This is a genomic window from Plantactinospora sp. KLBMP9567, assembly GCF_033446045.1.
In the GTDB taxonomy this organism is placed as follows: domain Bacteria; phylum Actinomycetota; class Actinomycetes; order Mycobacteriales; family Micromonosporaceae; genus Plantactinospora.
Window position 1 is genome coordinate 1 of sequence record NZ_JAWQRR010000048.1, and the last position, 19751, is coordinate 19751.

General features: G+C 73.5%; 7 protein-coding genes. 2 read left to right on the top strand and 5 right to left on the bottom strand.

Features of this window, described 5'->3' with window-relative positions:
• Both R6Y94_RS36100 and R6Y94_RS36105 read right to left on the bottom strand, forming a co-directional pair.
• A partial coding sequence (locus R6Y94_RS36100; protein ID WP_318400969.1) for a non-ribosomal peptide synthetase/type I polyketide synthase occupies positions 1-8944 on the bottom strand: 8944 nt, incomplete at its 3' end.
• Positions 8941-14337 carry a non-ribosomal peptide synthetase gene (locus tag R6Y94_RS36105; RefSeq protein WP_318400971.1) on the bottom strand — a complete coding sequence of 1799 codons (5397 nt, stop codon included), beginning with the start codon at positions 14335-14337 and terminating at the stop codon, positions 8941-8943. The genes R6Y94_RS36105 and R6Y94_RS36100, both read right to left, overlap by 4 nt.
• Before the next feature lie 173 nt (positions 14338-14510).
• Between R6Y94_RS36105 and R6Y94_RS36110 the strand changes: the two genes are divergently transcribed.
• Complete coding sequence (locus R6Y94_RS36110; RefSeq protein WP_318400972.1) at positions 14511-14738, top strand: MbtH family protein; 228 nt, start codon at positions 14511-14513, stop codon at positions 14736-14738.
• A 10-nt stretch (positions 14739-14748) separates the two neighbouring features.
• Here R6Y94_RS36110 and R6Y94_RS36115 read toward each other — a convergent pair whose 3' ends face one another.
• The 3 genes from R6Y94_RS36115 to R6Y94_RS36125 all read right to left on the bottom strand — a co-directional run bounded on the left by R6Y94_RS36115 (position 14749) and on the right by R6Y94_RS36125 (position 18356).
• Positions 14749-15942 carry a threonine synthase gene (locus R6Y94_RS36115; protein ID WP_318400974.1) on the bottom strand — a complete coding sequence of 398 codons (1194 nt, stop codon included), beginning with the start codon at positions 15940-15942 and terminating at the stop codon, positions 14749-14751.
• Positions 15943-15944: 2 nt separating this feature from the next.
• Positions 15945-17012 carry a cysteine synthase family protein gene (locus R6Y94_RS36120; RefSeq protein ID WP_318400976.1) on the bottom strand — a complete coding sequence of 356 codons (1068 nt, stop codon included), beginning with the start codon at positions 17010-17012 and terminating at the stop codon, positions 15945-15947.
• 327 nt (positions 17013-17339) lie between these two features.
• Positions 17340-18356, bottom strand: coding sequence for a transcriptional regulator protein (locus R6Y94_RS36125; RefSeq protein ID WP_318400978.1), 1017 nt, complete (start codon positions 18354-18356; stop codon positions 17340-17342).
• Positions 18357-18731: 375 nt separating this feature from the next.
• Between R6Y94_RS36125 and R6Y94_RS36130 the strand changes: the two genes are divergently transcribed.
• A complete protein-coding gene (locus tag R6Y94_RS36130; RefSeq protein ID WP_318400980.1) occupies positions 18732-19709 on the top strand; it encodes a TauD/TfdA family dioxygenase in 978 nt (325 codons plus the stop codon).
• The last annotated feature ends 42 nt before the right edge of the window (positions 19710-19751 follow it).

Sequence of the window (19751 nt, forward strand, 5' to 3'; positions counted from 1 at the left end):
CCCGAAACGACACCCCACCCGACACACCAACCCGCAACACCAACGTATTAACAAAAAAACCGATCAAACCCTCCAACTCCGCCCGCGACCGATTCGCCACCGGCGTACCCACACACACCTCACGCTGCCCCGAATACCGCGACAACACCACCACGAACCCCGCCAACAACGTCATGAACAACGTCGCACCCACACCCCGCCCCACCCCCACCAACCCCTCCACCACACCCCGCTCCAACCGGAACCGCTGGGTGGCGCCGGCCGAGGTGCGCCGATCCGAGCGCGGGCGATCCGTCGGCAGTTCCAGTACGGCCGGGGCGCCGGCCAGCTCGGTGCGCCAGTACTCCAGGTCGGCGTCGTGCTCGTCGACGCGCTCACGCTGCCAGGCGGCGAAGTCCGCGTACTGGATCGGCAGCTCCGGCGGTGTATCCTTCGGCCCGCCGTCCACACGCTGTCGGTACCCGGCGACGACCTCCTCGACCAGCAGGCCGAGTGACCAACCGTCGGCGACCACGTGGTGCATCGTGAGCAGGAACAGGTGGTCGGTCGGATCGATCCGGACCACAGCGGCGCGCAGCAGCGGTCCCGCCGCGAGGTCGAACGGCCGGCACGCCTCCTCCCGGGCCAGCCGCAGCGCCTCGGCCCACCGGTCCCCGGGCGCGATGTGCGACAGGTCGACGGTCGGGCAGGGCGGGTCGGTATCCACCACCACCTGCACCGGCTGGCCGTCCACCACCGGCAGGACGGTCCGCAGCGCCCCGTGCCGCCGGGCCGTGGCGACCAGCGCCTCGCGCAGCGCGACGACCCGCAACGGCCCCTTCAGCCGGACGGCGAACGGCAGGTTCAGGGCCGGGCTCTCCGGCTCGTACTGGTGCAGGAACCAGAGTCGCTGCTGCGCGAACGACAGCGGCGCCGGGCCCTGGTCGGCACGGCGCGGCACGGCCGGGTCCGGTACGGGACGGTCCGACCGGTCCGGCCCGTCGACCAACCGGGCGATGCCGGCGATCGTCGGCGCGGCCAGCAGCTCACCGGCCGCCAGGTCGGCGCCGAACGTGGCGCGCAGCCGTACGGCCAGCCGCATCACGGTCAGTGAGGTGCCGCCGGCGTCCAGCAGGTCGTCGGTCACGCCGAGCCGGTCCACGCCCAGCAGGGAGGTGACGATGTCGTGCAGGGCGTGTTCGGTCGGGGTGCGCGGAGGCGCCCCGGCCGGCGCCGGCCGGGCGTCGGCCGCGCGGGCGGTCAGCGCGGCCCGGTCCACCTTGCCGGTCGGCGTGCGGGGCAGGTCGGCGAGCACGACCAGGTGAGTGGGGACCAACTGCTCGGGCAGCCGCGTCCGCAGGAACGACCGGAGCCGCTCGACGCCGTCACCCGCAAACCGGCCCGGCTGGCCGGGCCGCTCCGTCAGGTACCCGGTCAGCACCGGCTCGCCGGCCGGGCCGGTCACCGCCACCACCGCCGACTGCGACACGTCCGGATGCCGCTCCAACGCGGCCTCGACCTCGGCCGGCTCGACGCGCACGCCGCGGACCTTGAGCTGCCGGTCGGCGCGGCCGACAAGCACGAGCGTGCCGTCCGACAGCAGTCGCGCCCGGTCCCCGGTGCGGTACAGCCGGCCACCCTCGTCCGGGCCGAACGGGTCCGGCACGAACCGCTCGGCGGTCAGGTCCGGCCGGCCGAGGTAGCCCCGGGCCAGGGCCGGCCCGCCGACGTACAGCTCGCCGGTGACCGCGATCGGGACGGGTCGCGCCTCCTCGTCGAGCACGTACAGCCGGGTGTTGTCGAGCGGGCGCCCGATCGGGACCGGTCCGCCGCCCGCGCCGGGCGGGCAGGCGGCGGCGGTCACGTCGCCCATCACCTCGGTGGCGCCGTACAGGTTGAACAGGCTGGCGCCGGGCAGCACCTGGTGGAACCGGTCCAGCAGGCCGCCCGGCAGCGGCTCGCCGCTGACCACCCAGTGCCGTAGCCGTGGCAGCGACCGGCCCTCGGCGGACAGCGCGTCGAGTACGACCCGGAGCAGGGACGGCACCAGCACGATCCGGGTCACGTTCCGGTCGGCCAACTCCCGTACCAGCGTGCGGGAGTCCCGCGTCGCCTCCGCCGAGAGCACCACCGTGGGGATCCCGCTCAGCAGCGGCCCGAACATCTCGGCGACCGAATCCACGAAACCGAGCGCCGTCTTGTGACAGCAGATGTCCTCCGGACCGAACGGGTGGCTGCGCCAACCCCACCGCAGGCGGTTCACCACCGCCCGGTGCGTGCTCACCACCCCCTTCGCCGGGCCGGTGGAGCCAGAGGTGTAGATGACCCAGGCGACGCTCTCCGGCCCGGCCGGCCCCGACGGACGGGAAGCAGCGGCGCCGCCCACCGAAGCGATCTCCGGCCAGTCGGTGTCCAGCCGCACCACCGGCCCGGCGCCGGCAGGCAGGAGCGGGGTGAGCCGGTCCAGTGTGACCACCGCCGCCGGCTTCGCGTCCGCCAGCACGTCCGCCCGTCGCCCGTCCGGATGGTCCGGATCAAGTGGCAGGTACCCGGCGCCGGCCTTCCACGCACCGAGGATCGCCACGTACGCCGCCGCCGACCGTGGCAGCAGGACCGCCACCAGCCCGTCCTCGGGCACGCCGTGCCCGTGCAGGTGCGCCGCCAACGCGTCCGCCCGCTCGCGCAGTTGCCGGTAGGTCAGCCGCTCGGCACCGTCGTACACGCAGACCCGGTCCGGCGTCCGCACGGCCTGCGCGTCGAACAGCTCCGGCAGGCAGCGGTCGTCACCGGCCACCACCGGGCCGGTCCCGAGGGCGAAGACGGCGGCGAGCTCGCCGGGCGGGGGCGCGGTCAGTTCCTGTACCGACCGGTCCACGCCCCCCGGCAGCCTGCCGAGCAGGTCGCCGAGCAGGTCGAGCCAGCGGAGCGGGGTCGCCGCGTCGAAGAGCCCGGTGGCGTAGTCGAGCTCCAGGCGGAACGTGTCCGCGGTCTCGACCACGTTCAGCGCGAGATCGAACTGGACGTAGCTGGTGGGAAAGGTGACCTGTTCGACCTGCAGGCCGCTCAGGGCCGGCGGTTCGACCGGGCGGTCCAGGTTGAACATCGTGCCGACCAGTGGGGTGCGGGCCGGGTCCAGCCGCAGCCCGAGCCGCCGCACCAGGGCCGGGAACGGGTAGTCCTGATGCTCCCCGGCACCGAGCACGGCGTCGCGGACTCCGGCGATGCAGTCACCGAGCGGCGCCGTCGGCGCGATCCGGACCCGGATCGGTACCAGGTTGGCGCACATGCCGATCATCTGCCGCCAGCGCCCGTCCACGCGCCCCGCCACGGGCAGGCCCACGATCAGCTCTCGGGCCCCGGTGAGCCGGTGCAGCAGCAGCACGTACCCGGTCAGCAACAGCATGGTCGGGGTCGCTCCATGGGCGGCGGCCACCTCGCGCAACGCCCCAGCCAGCTCCGGCGCCAGGGTGTGGGCGAGGCGCGCCCCCCGGTGGCCGCGGATCGCCGGCCGGGGGTGGTCGGTCGGCAGCTCCAGGACAGGCAGGTCGCCCGCCATCCGGTCCAGCCAGTACCGTTCGGCGGCGGCCAGCCCTGGACCGGCCCCCCGCTCCAACCAGTCCCGGTACGTGCGGAACTGCGTAGGCGGCGGCAGCACCACCGGCACGTCCCGGCACGCGGCGTTGTACGCCTCGCCGAGTTCCCGCATCAGCACGCCCATCGACCAGCCGTCGGCGACGATGTGGTGCGCACAGACCAGCAGGGTGTGCCGGGACTCCCGCTCGCGCAGCACGGTCACCCTTAGCAGCGGGCCACGGACGAGGTCGAACGGGAGACGCCCCGCCGCGGTCACCACCTCGGCCAGCGACGAGTCCGGCGGGACGTCTCGCACCGCCACCTCGACGTCCACCTCGGACACCGGCCGGACCCACTGGTGTTCGCCCGCCGGGTCGAACACGGTCCGGAGCGACTCGTGCCGGCGCAGTACCTCGGCGAGCGCCGTCCGCAGTGCGTCGAGGCGCAGAACGCCCTCGACGCGCAGCACCGCAGTCTGGTTGTAGGCGACCGAGGCGTCGGTGTCCAGGCCGGCGAGTGTCCACAGTTGCCGCTGCGCCTCGGTGAGCGGGATCCGGTCCGGCACCGGTTCGTCGGCCGCCGGGATCACCGGTTCCCGGGCGGGCACGGACCGGGCGGCCGGAAACAGCAGTCCACTCTGCCGGCCCTGGCGGAGGCTCGCCGCGACTGCGGCGACCACCGCGTCGACGTCGGCGTCGGTGTGCGCGGTGGACAGGAAACAGTTGCCGCCCTCCCTGGCGTGCACGCCGTTGTGCACGAGGTGCTGGAAGAAGAGTTGAAGGTCGGCGCCGGAGGCGAACCGGAACTGCGACCCGAACCGCAGCACCGACACCGGCACCCCGTCGGCCGCGAAGAGGTCGCCGAGCCGCTCGACCAGCCCGGCGGTCCGCTCGTTGAGATCGCGTTGCAGCTCCGGACCCTGGCGCTGGAGTTCGGTCAGCGTCGCCAGCGCGGCGGCCATGGCCAACGGATGCTTGCAGAACGTGCCGGCGAAGAAGGTGGTCTGCGCCCTCGGGTACGAGTCGTCGCCGTAGCTCCACCGGCCCCCGTCCACGGCGTCCAGGTACGCCGCCCGCCCGGCCACCGCCCCGATCGGCATCCCGCCGCCGAGCACCTTCCCGTACGCGCAGAGGTCGGCGCGAACGCCGAACCACTCCTGCGCACCGCCGGGCGCGCACCGGAACCCCGTGACGATCTCGTCGAAGATCAGCGCCGCGCCCAGCCGCTCGGTGAGCTCCCGCAACCGGCGCAGGAACTCGCCCGGCTGGACGTCCGGCCGCCGGCTCTGCACCGGTTCGACCAGCACGGCCGCCACGTCCGCCCCGTTGGCTGCCAGGTATTCGAGCGACTCGGGCCGGTCGTAGTCGAGCAGCACCACGTCGTCCACCACGTGCGGCAGTACGCCGGGTGCGAGCGGGGCGGGCCGGCCACCGGCGAGCCGGCGCGGGCGTACCAGCGTCCCGTCGAAGCCGCCGTGATACGCGCCGGTGAACTGGACCACAGTGCCCCGGCCGGTGTGGGCCCGGGCCAGCCGCAGCGCGGTCATCACCGCCTCGGTGCCGGTGTTGCAGAAGACGACCCGCTCCGCCCCGGTCAGCTCGCAGGTCAGCTCCGCGACCCGGCCGGCCAGGTCCGACTGGGCGCCGAGGTGCACACCGAGGCGGAGCTGGTGCTGGATCGCCTCGGTGACGAACGCCGGGGAGTGCCCGAAGAGATTGGTGCCCATGCCCATCAGCAGGTCGACGTACTCGTTCCCGTCGACGTCCCAGACCCGGCTGCCGGCCGACCGGTGCAGCGCGATCGGATACACGATCTCCTTCGTCGCCATCCGGAAGTCCGACAGGGCACGGTTCGCGTTGTCCGCGAGCACCGGCCGGTAGGTGGCGGCCAGCCGCTTCGAGCCGGCGGTCCGGGCGGCGTAGCTCTGCAGGAACGGGGCCAGCGCCGCGCGCCGCGCCGGGTCGTCCGCGTCGGCACCTCGCACCGTGAACGGGCGGTACGGCCCGAGGTCACCCGCCTCCACCGGCTCCGCTGGCCCCGCCTGCACGACCGCCTCGGGCAACCCGCCGTCGGCCGCCCGGTCCACCGCCGTGAGCGGCGCGCCCTCCGGCTCCGACGGGATGGTGTCGCCGCCGGCCAGCACCCGCAACTGCTGCGCCATGACGTCGGCAAGCACCTCGAGCTGCCGCTCCATCAGCCTTGCCACCGTCCCGCCGTCCGGGACTTGCGGGGTCTGCGGCACCGCCGGGTCCCGGTGCGGCCCGCCCGCCGCCGTCGGGGCGGCGCCTCCGGCCGCCACCGGAGGCGTGTCCGGCTCCCCCGGACCTGGTCCCGCCGCCTGATGGTGGTCGGCCGGCAGCAGCGCGTCGACGTGCGCGGCGAGCGCCTCGAGGGTGTTCAGCTCGGAGATGATCTGGCGCATCCCGACGGTGACCCCGTACTCGTCGCCGACGAGCTGGGCCAGTTCGATCATGGCGATCGAGTCGACACCGGCCTGGAGAATCGGGATCGCCGGGTCCACCTGCTCGGGCCGGGCGCGCAGCAGCCGGGCCACGGCCGCGCGCAGGTGCGCGACGATGCGCTCGTGCCGGCCGGCGGACGTCGAGGCGGTCAGCCCGGCGGACGTCGAGGCGGTCAGCCCGGCGGGTGTCGAGGCGGTCAGCCCGGCGGGTGTCGAGGCGGTCCGCGCCTCGCCGGGCACCGAGGCGGTCCGCGCCTCGCCGGGCTCACCCGCCCCGGCGTCGGTGGGCGCGTGGTCCTCGATCCAGTACCGCTGCCGTTGGAACGGATAGTCGGGCACCGTGACCCGGAACCGGCGCTCATGCCGGTCGAAGCCGGTCCAGTCCACCGGAACCCCGTGCGCGTACAGCCGGCCGAGCGTGTCGAGCAGCGCGTCCCGGTCGTCGACGCCCTGCCGCAGCGACGGCAGCCACAGCGCCGGCTCGTCCCCATCGACCGGGTCGATTCGCCGGCCCACCCCGATCAGCGTCGGGTGCGGCCCCACCTCCAGGAAGACCCGGGCCGGCGGCCGGAGCGCGGCGAGCGCGTCGGCGTACCGGACCGGTTCGGTGAGGTGTGCCAGCCAATGCTCCGGGCCCGGCACCTCCCCCGGGCCGATCCGGCGCCCGGTCAGCGCGGAGTACATCGCGGTCGCCGGCTCGGCGAAGCGCTGGCGGGCCAGCACGGCGGCGTACTCGTCCCGCATCGGCTCGATCAGCGGGGAGTGGAACGGGCAGTGCCCCGGCAGCTCCTGCACCGCCGTGTCCCGGGCCCGCAGCGCCTCGGTCAGTTCGCGCACCGCTTCCCGTTCCCCGGAGACGACCACCTGGCGCGGGCCGTTGACCGCGGCGACCGCGACCGGATGGCCGCCCGCCACCAGCACGGACCGGACCTCCTGCTCCGGCGCGAAGACCGCGGCCATCGCGCCGTCCGGGGCGACCCGCTGCATCAGCCGGGCCCGCTCGGCGACAAGCCGCACGCCGTCCTGCGCCGGGAAGACGCCCGCCACGCACGCGGCGACGTACTCGCCGAGGCTGTGGCCGAGCACCGCGGCCGGGCGCACCCCCCACGACTGCCAGAGCCGGGCCAGGGCGTAACCGAGACTGAACAGCACCGGCTGGGCCACCCGGGTGTGGTCCAGCTCGGCGGAGAGCCCGCCGTCCGGGTCGAGGTACCGCTCGAGCGGGGCGTCCAGGTAGGACGCGAGCGGCTCCCGGCACTCGTCGAGCGCGGCCCGGAACGCCGGCTCGCCGTGGTACAGCGCCCAGCCCATGCCGGGGTACTGGGCAGTCTGGCCGGTGAACAGGAACGTGACCGCCGGCGGCTGGCCGGCTGCGCCGAGAATCAGCCCGTCGGTGTCGTCCCGGCCGTACCGCTCCAGGGCCGCGCGGAGCTGCGCCGTCGAGGCGGCCGGCAGTGCCAGGCGGTGGGCGAAGTGCCGCCGTCCGGTGTTCGCGGTGAAGCAGTAGTCGGCCAGGTCCACGCCGGGCTCGTGGCGCAGCCGCTCGGCGTGCCGTCCGGCCAGCTCGCGGAGCGCCGGCTCGGTCCGGGCGGAGAGCGTGAGCAGGTGCCGTGTGCGTCCGCCGGCCGGGCGGGCCGGCCGGGGCGGTGCCTGCTCCAGCACGACGTGCGCGTTGGTGCCACCGATGCCGAACGAGCTGACCCCGGCCCGGCGGGGCCGGCCGGTACGCGGCCACTCCCGCCGCTCGGTGTTGACGTAGAACGGGCTGCGTTCGAAGTCGATCACCGGATTGGGATGCTGGAAGTTCAGGCTGGCCGGGATGACGCCGTGGTACACGGACAGCGCGGTCTTGATCAGGCCGGCGACCCCGGCCGCGGTGCTCAGATGCCCGATGTTGGTCTTCAGCGAGCCGATCGCGCAGAACCGCTCGCGGGCGGTGGTCCGGCGGAACGCCTGGGTCAGCGCCTCGACCTCGATGGGGTCGCCGAGCGAGGTGCCGGTGCCGTGCGTCTCGACGTAGTCCACGGTGTCCGCGTCCACCCCGGCGAAGTCCAGGGCACCCGCGATCACGGCGGCCTGCGCGTCCACGCTGGGCGCGGTGTAGCTCACCTTCGCGTTCGCGTCGTTGTTCACGAACGAGCCCTTGATGACCGCGTAGATCCGGTCGCCGTCCCGCACCGCGTCGTCGAGCGGCCGGAGCACCACCACGCCCATGCCGTTGCTGAACACCGTGCCGCGGGCGTCCCGGTCGAAGGCCCGGCAGTGCCCGTCCGGGGAGAAGATGGCGTCCTCGTGGTAGATGTACCCGGTCTTCTGCCGCGCCTGCACCGAGACGGCGCCGGCGACCGCCACGCTGGACTGCCCGGTGAGCAGGCTCTGGCACGCCAGGTGTACGGCCACCAGCGACGTGGAGCACGCCGACTGGACGGTCATGCTCTCGCCCGACAGGCCCAACTTGTACGACACCCGGGTTGCCAGGTAGTCCTTCTCGTTGGCGACCAACCCCTGGTAGCTGCGCAGCCTGGAGCCGGTCCGGGGCAGCACCGAGAGCAGGTACGTGTTGCTGGTGGAACCGGCGTAGACCGCCACGTTGCCGTCGTGGCCGCCCAGGTCGTGGCCGGCGTCCTCCATCGCGTGCCAGACGAGTTCCAGGAAGAGCCGGTGCTGGGGGTCCAGGTCCTCCGCCTCGGCGCGGGAGATGCCGAAGAACTCGGCGTCGAACCGGTCCGCGCCGGCCATCACCCCGGCCACCGGCACGAAGTTCGGGTCGGCCGGGTCCACCGGCAGGAAGTCGTACGGCTCCAACTCCTCGGGGCGGAAGACCGACAGGCATTCCCGGCCCTGTACGAGGTTGGCCCAGAACTCCGCGAGGTCGCTCGCCTCGGGGCAGCGGATCGCCATCCCGACGACGGCAATGTCGGTGGAACTCATCGCGTCCCGCCCTGCCGCCGTGCCCGCAGGTCGTCGAGTCTCTCCCGTCGGTGCGCGGCGGTGGCCCCGCTGCGCCGCAGGTGGGTGGAGACCCGGGGGTCGGACTGGCTCAGATGCTCCGCGAGCGCCCGCACGGTCGGGTACTGAAAGAGCTTCACGATCTCCATGTCGATCTCCAAGGTCTCGCACATGCGCTGATGGGCCCGGGCCAGCGAGAGCGAGTTGCCCCCCGCGTCGAAGAAGTTGTCGTGCACGCCCACCCGCTCCACGCCGAGGACCTCCGCCCAGATGCCTGCGAGCGTCTCCTCCAGCGGTGACACCGCGGCGGTGAACTCACCGTCGAGCGCGGGCCGCTGCCGCTCCGGCGCCGGAAGCGCGCGGCGATCGACCTTGCCGGACACCGTCCGGGGCAGCACGGGCAGCACCAGCACCACCGCGGGCACCATGTACTCGGGCAGCCGGTCCGCCACGTGGCGGCGCAGCTCGCTGGTTGTCGGCGCCGGCTCGGCCACCACGTACGCCACCAGCCGGATCTGCCCGGTGTCGTCCGGGCCGGCCAGCACGGCGGCGTCCCGTACCGCGGGATGCCCGGCGAGGACCGCCGCCACCTCCGCCGGTTCGATCCGGTGGCCCCGCACCTTGACCTGGTCGTCCCGGCGGCCCAGGTGCGCGATGTCGCCGCTGGGCAGGTACCGGGCGAGATCCCCGGTGCGGTAGAGCCGGCCACCGGGGCGCTCGCCGAAGGGGTCCGGCAGGAACCGCTCGGCGGTGAGGTCGGGCCGGTCGAGGTACCCGCGGGCCAGCGACGGGCCACCGACGTACACCTCGCCGGCCACGCCGGGCGGCACCGGGGACATGCTGTCGTCCAGCACGTACACCTCGATGCCGGGCAGCGGGGTCCCGGCCGGCACCGCGGCGCCAGGGGTTTCCGACTCCCCGGACGGCGGGACCTGGTAGCTGGTGGCGATACCGGAGATCTCGGTGTGGCCGAACAGGTTGACCATGCGAACCCCGGGGCGCAGCCGGGCGAGCCACCACTGCGGCAGGTCCGCGTGCAGCGTCTCGCTGGCGGACAGCAGCAGGCGGAGCTGGTTGTCCAGGAGCGCGTCGCGGCGCGGTGCGGGCAGCCGGTCCAGCGCCTCGGCGCTGTGCCGCCAGAACGACGGGGTGGCGGAGACGACCGTCACGCCGTGCCGCCGGATCAACTCGAAGAGCGCCGGCACGTCCGTGACGCGGTGTCGGGGCACCGGCACCACCGCCCCGCCAGCACAGAGCGGCACGGTGAGCTGCCGTACCGAGGAGGCCGCGGCGAGCGGCTCGACCAGCAGGTACCGGTCGTCCGCGGTCGTCCGCGTCCGGTTGGCGAGCGCCCGCATCTGGGCGACGAGTCCGGCGTGGGTCATCATGACGCCCTTCGGCCGGCCGGTCGAGCCGGACGTGTAGCCGACGCAGGCCACGCCGGACGGCCCGGCGGGGAACGCACGGCCGGCGAGGTCGTCGGCCGGCTCCCCGGCGATGGCCGAGCCGTCCGCGTCGAGGTCGACGACGGCCACGGTGGACGGTAGGGCCGGCGCCGGCCCCCGGGTCACGACGGCGACGGCCGCAGCGGCGCCGAGCAGGTGTGCGCGGTGCGGCGGCGGGTGGCCGGGATCCAGGGGCAGGTAACCGGCGCCGGTCTTGAGCACGGCGAGCACCGCGAGCACCTGCTCCGCACCGGGTTCGAGGAGGACGCCGACGACGGCCCCGTCCCCGATCCCGCGGGCACGCAGGTGCCGGGCCAGCCGGTTGGCACTCTGGTTGAGATCGCGGTACGTGACCTCGCGGTCGCCGTCGACCACGGCGACCCGGTCCGGTGTGCGGGCCACCTGCGCCTCGAAGAGCCGATGCACCAGGTCGCCGTCCGGCCGACCCGGCGGCCCGGGCCGCCGATCGCCGGCGGGGGCGAGCGGCAGCGCCGACACCCGCCGGTCGGGCGCCTCGACGGCGGCGGAGAGCAGGGCCTCCAGGTGTCCGGCCATCCGGGCGATCGTCTCCGCGTCGAACAGTGCGGTGCGGTAGGTGAGGGAGCCGGCCAGCCCGCCGTCCACCTCCGCGAGGTGCAGGGACAGGTCGAACTGCGCGGTCCTGCTCCGCAGGCCGACGGACTCGGCGGGCAGCGGGCCGAGCCGCCCGCGCAGCCCCGGCCCGGCCAGCGCCATGGCCGCGAGTTCGCCACTGCCGTGCAGCCGGGCCTGCTGGAAGGTGAACGCGGTCTGGAAGATCGGCGAGACCGAGGCATCCCGGCGTACGCCGAGCCGCGCGACCATCTCGGGGAACGGGCAGTCCTGGTGCGCGAGCGCACCGAGCACGGTGTGCCACGCGTCACGCAGGAGCTGCCCGAAGGTCGGCTCTCCCGACAGGTCCGCGCGCAGCGGCACCATGTTCACCAGGTACCCCACCACCCCGCCGAACGCCGCCCGCCCCCGCCCGGTCAGCGACGAGCCGACGACGATGTCGTCCTGCCCCGTGTACCTGTGCAGCAACGCCTGGTAGCCGGCGAGCAGGACGGTGAACGGCGTCACGCCGCGCTCCGCCGCCAGCGCCCGCAGCCGGACGGTGAGTTCCGTCCCGAGCCGGAACGGGTGCACCGCGCCGGCGTACGTCCGCTCCGCAGGTCGCGGCCGGTCCAGCGGGAGCCGCAGCACCGGCAGGTCACCGGCGAGCTGTCCCCGCCAGTACGTCCACAGCCGCTCGCCCTCGGAGCCGGCGAGCAGGCGTTGCTGCCAGCGGGCGTAGTCCTGGTGCTGGACCCGCGCCGGTTCCACCGGCCCGGTGCCGCCAGCCTGGTACAGCGTGCCCAGCTCACCGAGCAGGATCTCCAGCGACCACAAGTCGGCGGCGATATGGTGCACGGCCAGCAGCAGCACGTGCTCCCGCGGACCCCGGCGGAACACGGCGACCCGCAGCACCGGCCCGCTTTCGAGGTCGAAGGGCTCGTCCGCCTCGTCGGCCAGGGCCCGGTGCAGCCGCCCGTCGTCCCAGCCGGTCGCGTCGTGCTCCCGGAACCAGCCGTCGACGCGGTCCCGAACCACCGCGACCGGCTCCCCGCCGCGCGCCGGGTAGCTGGTACGCAGGATCGCATGCCGGTCGACGAGGGCGGCGAACGCGTGCCGGAGGGCCGCCGGGTCCAGGTCGCCCGGGATCCGCACGGCACAGGAGATGGTGTACGCGGCGCTGGCCGGCGCGAGTCGCTGGAGGAACCACATCGACCGCTGGCCGACGGAGAGCACGGCCTCGCCAGGACCCACCTCACCAGGATCCGCCTCGTCGGAGCCGGTCCCGTCGGAGCCGGTCCCGTCGGAGCCGGCCTCGCCGGGGATGCCCGACGGCTCGACCAGGCGCTCGGCGAGGGCGGCGACGCTGGCGCCGTCCACGATGTCGGCGAGCGGCAGCAGGGTGTGCAGGTCCTCCTCGATGCGGTGCTGGAGCATGGTCGCGGCCAGCGAGTCGAGGCCGAGCTCGTTCAGCGGGCGGTCCAGCGGCACCTCGCTCCCGTCGACCCGCAGCACCGCGGCCGCCTGCGCCCGCAGGTACGCCTCGACGAGCCGGCGGCGGGCCGGCGGCGCGGCGGCCCGCAGCCGGGCCGGCTCGGGCGGCACGACCCGCTCGCCCGCCGCGTCCTGCTGCGCAGCCCCCTGCCCGAGGAGCTGCACAGTGCTCTGCGCCACGACGGTGAGCCGCCCGGCCAGGTAGTCGGCGCGGCAGCGGTGGCGCTGGATCTTCCCGCTGCTGGTCCGTGGCACGCTGCCGGGGCGGATCAGCACCACCGCGTACGCGTGCAGCCCGTGGGCCGCGGCGACCTCCCGGCGGACCGCGCCGGCCACCTGCTCCGGATCCACCCCGTCGCCGAGCACGGCCTCGTAGACCAGCACCAGCCGCTCCTCGCCACCAGCCTCGACCGGGAAGGCCGCACCGCACCCCGGACGGAGCACGGGATGCGCTCCCTCCACCGTCCGCTCGATATCGTGCGGGTGGTGGTTCCGGCCGCGGATGACGATGAGGTCCTTGATCCGACCGGTGACGAAAAGCTCGCCGTCGTCCAGGAAGCCCAGGTCGCCGGTGCGCAGGAACGGGCCGTCACCGGACTCCGCCACGCGGGCGCCGAAGGTGTCCGCGGATTCCTCCGGACGGTTCCAGTAACCCCGGGCGACGCTGGTCCCGGCGACCCACACCTCGCCCACCGCACCGGCCGGGCTGGCCCCGCCGGTGTCCGGATCGACGATGCGCAGCACCTGGTCCGGCAGGCCCCGGCCGCTGCCGACGAGTGCCTGACCGGCCGGTCCGGACGCGGGCGCCACCCGGCCGCGTTCGAGTTCCGCCCGGTCGAACGTCCTGACCACCGCGGGTCCTCCGCTGACCAGCAGCGTCGCCTCGGCCAGGCCGTAGCACGGCAGGAACGCCGACCGACGGAACCCGCACGGCGCGAAGTACTCGGCGAACCTGTCGATCGTCTCCGGGCGGATCGGCTCGGCGCCGTTGAAGGCCACCCGCCAGCCGCTCAGGTCCAGCTCGGCACGCTGCTCCCGGCTGATCCGGCGCAGGCACAGCTCGTACGCGAAGTTCGGCCCCCCGCTGACGTCCGATCCGGTTTCGGCAATTGTCTCCAACCACCGGTACGGCGACTGGAGAAATGTCGTGGGCGACATCAGCGTCATGGGAAATCCGGCGTACAGCGGTTGCACCACGCCGCCGATCAGCCCCATGTCGTGAAAGGGCGGCAGCCAGACCGTCGACCGGCTCTGTGCCGTGGTGCCGAAGAGCCGGCTGATGTGCTGGGAATTGTGCAGGATCTGCCGGTGACTCAGTATCGCGCCGCGCGGCTGTCCGGTCGATCCCGAGGTGTACTGCAGCAGGGCCACGGTCTCCGCGCCGATCGGCACCGCCGGGCCGGGCTCGTCCGCCTCGGGCAGCGCCGCCGTGTGGATCCACCGCAGCCGGCGCAGCTCGTCGCCGAGCCACGACTCGACCGCCGGCACCCGGGTGGGCGAGTCGGTGAGCGCGACCGCCGCTTCGCTGTCGGCCAGGATCGCGGCCAGCCGGGGTAGGGATCGCCGACCCCGTGGCGGGTACGCGGGGACCGCGACGACGCCCGCGTAGAAGCAGCCGAAGAGCGCGACGAGGAAGTCCAGTCCGGGCCGGTAGAGCAGGAGCGCCCGCTCGCCCGGCGTCGTCGTCCGGAGGAGTTCTGCGGCGACCGCCCGGGCGCGGCCGGCCAGTTGGCCGTAGCTGAGGCTGGCGTCGTCCCGCCCGGCCTCGTCCCGGAAGAGGTACGCCACCCGGTCCGGCGCGCCCGCCGCGCGCTGGTCGAGGATTTCGACGAGGTGCGACCAGGCGGGCACGGATACGTCGGCCATGAAACCTTCCCCGTGATTGGGCGAACCGTGGGATACCACTCGTGTTCGACTATGCATATGCGTTCGGGAAACGTCCCACAAGCCGTCGCGGCGAGGCCCGCCGCAACCGGCGCGCGCGACGTAGGATCCGGCGCGGTGTCATTTCAGCCTTTCCATCACGGCCAGGAGGCGGCATGCCTGTTGACGACGAGACGGATGACGACCGGCGCTACACCGTGGTGGTGAACCACGAGGAGCAGTACTCGATCTGGCCGGCCGACCAGGAGATTCCGGCCGGCTGGCGGGAGGGCGGCAGGGCCGGCTCGAAGGAGGAGTGTCTGGCGCACATCCGCGAGGTGTGGACCGACATGCGACCGCTGAGCCTGCGCCGGCAGATGGACGAGGCGCAGGGCGTGGCGTGATTTCAGCCGCTCAGTTGCGCGGGTGGTCCGCCAGCGCGGCCCGTACCGCGTCGAGGTCCGGCTCGATCACCGGCGCGGCCGGCTCCGGCACCGGTGTCGGGCCGGCCGCCAGCTCGCGCCCGGTCAGCATGACCACGACCCGTTCCGCGCGATCCACCAGCCCTCCGGCCAGCGCCGCCACGAGTCCGGCCAGCCCGGCCGCGCCGGCCGGCTCGCTGCCCAGCCCGCCGTACCGGAGCAGGGTTGCCCCGGCGGCCGAGAGCGCGTCGTCCGGCACGGCGACCATCGCACCGCCGGTACGGCGTACGGCGTCCAGGGCCAGCGCGCCGGCCGTCGGCCGGGTGACCGCGATGCCGTCGGCGATCGTCGTCGCACCGCTCGCCGGATCGCCGGGTGCACCCGAGGTGGCCGAGCCGTCCGCGCCGGCCCACGCCCGCACGAGGGGCTGGCAGTTGGCCGCCTGCACGCCGATCAGCCGGGGCAGCCGCTCGATTCCGCCACAGGCGAGCAACTCGTCGAAGCCCTTGGCCAGCCCGGCCAGCGTGGGTCCGTCCCCCACCGGCGCGACGACCACGTCGGGGGGCTGCCGTCGGAGTTGCTCCCAGATCTCCAGGGCGACAGTCTTCTTCGCCTCGGTGGTGTACGGGTTGACGCCGGTGTTGCGGTCCAACCAGCCGAACTCCCGGGCGGCGGCCCGGGACAGCTCCACCGCGGCGCTGTAGCCGTCAGCCAGCGCGAACACCTGGGCGCCGGCGGCGCGCATCAGGCCGACCTTGTCGGGGCGGCAGCCCGTCGACACGAAGATCACCGAACGAAGCGCCACCGCGGCGGCGCCCAGCGCGGTGGCCACCGCCGCGTTGCCGGTCGACGCCGTGGTGATCGTGTCCGCCCCGGTCCGCAGGCCGCCCTCGAGGACCAGGGCCGTCGCGCGGTCCTTGTTGGAGGCGCTGGGACCGCGCGTCTCGTCCTTCACGAACAGCTCCGGTACGCCCGTCACCGCGCGCAGCCCCGGCAGCGCCAGCAGCGGGGTGCCGCCGACCGGCACCGGGTAGTGGATCGGGCCGGGGTCCACGGGGAGCAACGCCCGGTACCGCCACATCCCCGCCGGCCCGCCGTCGGCCCGGCCGGGCAGCAGGTCCGGACCGTACCGGTACTCCAGGAGTTCGCAGCCGTGCGCCCAGCGGGTTCCCGATACCTGCCCCATCGTCAGCGCCCCTTGTCCGGGTGGAAGTCCGGGTGGACCTCCGGATCGAGTTCGAGGTCGAAGCCGAGCCCGTTGGCCCGGGCCGTGGCCTCCGTGGCGAGTACCCGCTCGAGCACGCCCCGGGCCGCCAGCCACCCGTCGTCATAGAAGGTGGAGCGGTAGTTGGCGCCGCCGTCGGCGACCACCGCGACCGGGTGGCGGCCGGGGCTCCCGCCGGCGGCCAGCTTGGCGAAGGCGGCCAGCACGGCGCCGGCCGAGCCGCCGACGGCCAGCCCGGTGTCCTCGGCCAGCATCCGGCTGAAGGCGAATGCCCGCACGTCGGTGATACGGATCGCCCGCTCGAAGTGACGGCGGTGCAGGAAGGACGACTTACGGCTGGCGCCGACGCCGGTGAGCAGGTGGGGGGTGCCGGCGTCGGCGGTGACGACGGAGCCGTACGCGTCCACGGCGTAGATCCGCACCGCTGGTGCGACCGCGCGCAGCCCCTCGCTGATCCCGACCAGCGTGCCGCCGGTGCTCACCGCGACGAGCACGGTGTCCAGCCGGCCGCCGGTCTGCCGGACCAGTTCCTCGGCGAGGGTGTCGCGGTGTATACCCGGGTTGGCAGGGTTGTGGTACTGGTCCGGCCAGCGCAGCCGCGGATCCGCGAGCCGCAGCTCGCGCACCTTGGCGAGCCGGGTGAGCAGGTAGCCGCCGTACACGTCCGGCTCGGTCACCGGGACCAGCTCGGCTCCTTCGGCCTCCAGAAGGGCCCGGGTCGACCGCGGTACCTTCGGATCGACCACAGCCACCAGCTGGCAGTCCAGGTCCCGCAGCGTGCGCGCCAGCGCGAGGCCGAGGTTGCCCGAGGTCGACTCGACGACCCGGGTGCCCGGTGCGAGTGGGCTCTGCGCGTCGAGGGACGCCAGCAGCCCGAGCGCGGTCCGGTGTTTCACCGAGCCGGTGGGATTCCTCGTCTCCAGTTTCAGCCACAGCATATGCGCCGTCCCGCCGCTGCTGACGTTCAGCTTCGCGAGCGGACTGTTCGTCCGCGCCTCCTGAATGAACCGCGGCATCACCGTTCCGGTCATTCCGCCCCTCGCTCACCACGTTCCGAACCGGGTGCCGGCAATCGCATGCTGCGCTGTGCGTCGACTAGCAAAACGCCGTCGGCGAGCAGGAACGAATGGGCATCATGGATTTGCCGAATCATAATAGAGCCCGATCGTGCAAGAGATGACCGTCCGCCTCCGCCCGTTCAATGAACCTCCTCAAGCTCCCCTTGCGGTCCGGCTGACCGCAAGGTCGGACGCAGCGCGCGAGCGCGGCGCGGTTCGGGTCGAAAAGGGTTCGATCGGCCTGTCCAACCGATCGATATTCTCAGTTGGACAGGCCGCCACCGGCGCCGGATCGGCACGTCAGGCCATGGAACGCGCCTGCTGCTCCATCTCCTCGGCGAACGTCAGCCACTCGTCCGCGCAGCGCCGGGCCAGATCCGCCACCAGGTAGGTGCAGTGTGGCGGGATGGTCAGGACGATGTCCTCCCAACCCTCGGGGCCGGTGACCCGGGGCCAGAGCCACCGCAACAGCGCCCGCCCGGACTCGGTGAACCGCAGCGACGGGTCGTTCCGCAGTCCCCGCAGGATCGCGGCCTTCTCCCGGCCCTCGGCGGCGCCGGCACCGTCCCGGGCCGGTGCCGACCGGTCTGCCCAGCCGTGGCCCACGGCAGCCGGCCGGCCCGGTGCCGGATCTTCCGGTCCGGTGTCGCCGCCGGGCCGCTGCCGGGGCGGCACCGGGTCGTCGCCCCGACGCATCCGCTCGCGGACGTCCCGGGCGGTCGTCGGCGAGATGCCCGCCGCCTTCGCGATCTCGCGCAACGGCGCATCCGGGCGCTCGGCGATGATCGCGCTCGCCGCCAACCGGCCCACCGCGCCGTTCAGCGGCCGGACCCGGCCGTCCCGGCCGAGCCGACTGATCTCCTCGGGAGCGTCATCGGTACCCGTACGGCCACGGATGGTGCGGACCGTGGCGGCGGCGAGCCCGGTGACCGCCGCGATGGCCCGGTCCGACCACCACGGGTGGGACCGGATTATCCGGCTGGCGGCGGCCTCCCGGTCGGCGAGCGTCAGCGGCAGCCCGTGCGCGATGTTCGCCTCGACGGCGGCCACGAACGCGTCCTGCTCCCCGCCGTCGAAGAACCGCACCGCGATGACGTCCTGGCCACGTCGGAGCGCCGCCCGCAGCCGGTGCATGCCGTCGACGACCCGCATCGTCCGCCGGTGGACCAGGATGGGCGGCAGAGCCGCGTCCGTATGCGCGAGCAGTTCGGTATGGTCTACGCTCTCACCGGCCAACCTCGGCGAGTCGGCCGGCAGCAGCGAATTTATTGGGACCAGTTGCGTTTCCCGCTCGTCACGCTGATTCTCGTCTACCATGACGGGGCCTTCTGTTTCCATCGGGCGCCTCAGCGGTACCACGAGCGGACTCGTGTGATTCTGCTTCAAGGAACGACCTCCCATACCAAAGGCGATTCGTCGTCGAGACGAGAGTCGGGCGCCACCCGACGACACGGCAAGGAGGAAACACACGCAGCTCTGCGCCCCGTACAGCGCGTCACGTTGTCCCCCGTCGATGCATGCTCGCCCACACTAAACGACGGAACGCGTACTGCCGAGTAAGTTCCGAATGGTGTGCTCGTGGATGTATCACCGGTGTATGGCGAGGACGAGACGAAACGGCTTTGAGGCCACTCGATGCTACGTTCGGGAAGCCCTCCGGCGTGAGTACGAACCGATAGTGGGAGGAGCCATATGACCACCGGATTCGCCGACGTACGCGAGACGGAACCCGCGCCCGGCCGATCGCTTCCGCTCGTCGTGGAACCCGCGTACGCTGGCTTCGACCTGGTGAAGTGGGCCGCCGACAACCGACCGGCGCTCCACCGCCGCCTGGCCCGGCACGGCGGCATCCTGTTCCGCGGTTTCACGGCGGGATCCGTCGAGGTGTTCCACCACTTCATCACCGCCGCGTCGGGCGAGCCACTCCCCTATCTGGAGCGGTCGTCACCGCGTCGCGAGGTCGAGGGGAACGTCTACACCTCCACCGAACACCCGGCCAACGAGGCGATCTTCCTGCACAACGAGCAGTCGTACAACCTCACCTGGCCGTTGCGCATCTTCTTCCACTGCACGGTCGCGCCGGCGGCCGGTGGCGCCACCCCGGTGGCCGACTGTCGCCGGGTGTACCAGCGCATCTCGGCCCGCACCCGGGACCGCTTCGCGGAACGCGGCTACCGGTACGTGCGCAACTTCGGCACCGGGTTCGGCCTCGGCTGGCGGGAGGCGTTCCAGACCGACGACCGGGCGACCGTGGAGCGGTACTGCGAGGCCAACGGCATCGAGCATCGGTGGCTGGGCGGCGAGCGGCTCAGCACGGCGCAGGTCCGCGCGGCCGTCCACCAGCACCCGGAGAGCGGGGAGACGACCTGGTTCAACCATGTCACGTTCTTCCACGTGTCCACACTGGATCCGGTGCTGTCCCGGGCGATGCTGTCGTTGGGCCGGGACCGCCTGCCCAACAACACCTACTACGGCGACGGCACGGAGATCGAGCCCGAGGTGCTGGACGAGCTGCGTGCCGCGTACCGCGCCGAGACGGTGGTTTTTCCGTGGCGCGAGGGCGACATCCTCATGCTGGACAACATGCTCACCGCGCACGGCCGGGAGCCTTTCACGCCACCCCGGCGGATCCTGGTGGGGATGGCGCAGCCGGTCCGTACGACCCCCTGACCGTCATCAGCCCGAGCACCCGGGCCGGGTCGGCTCGGCGAT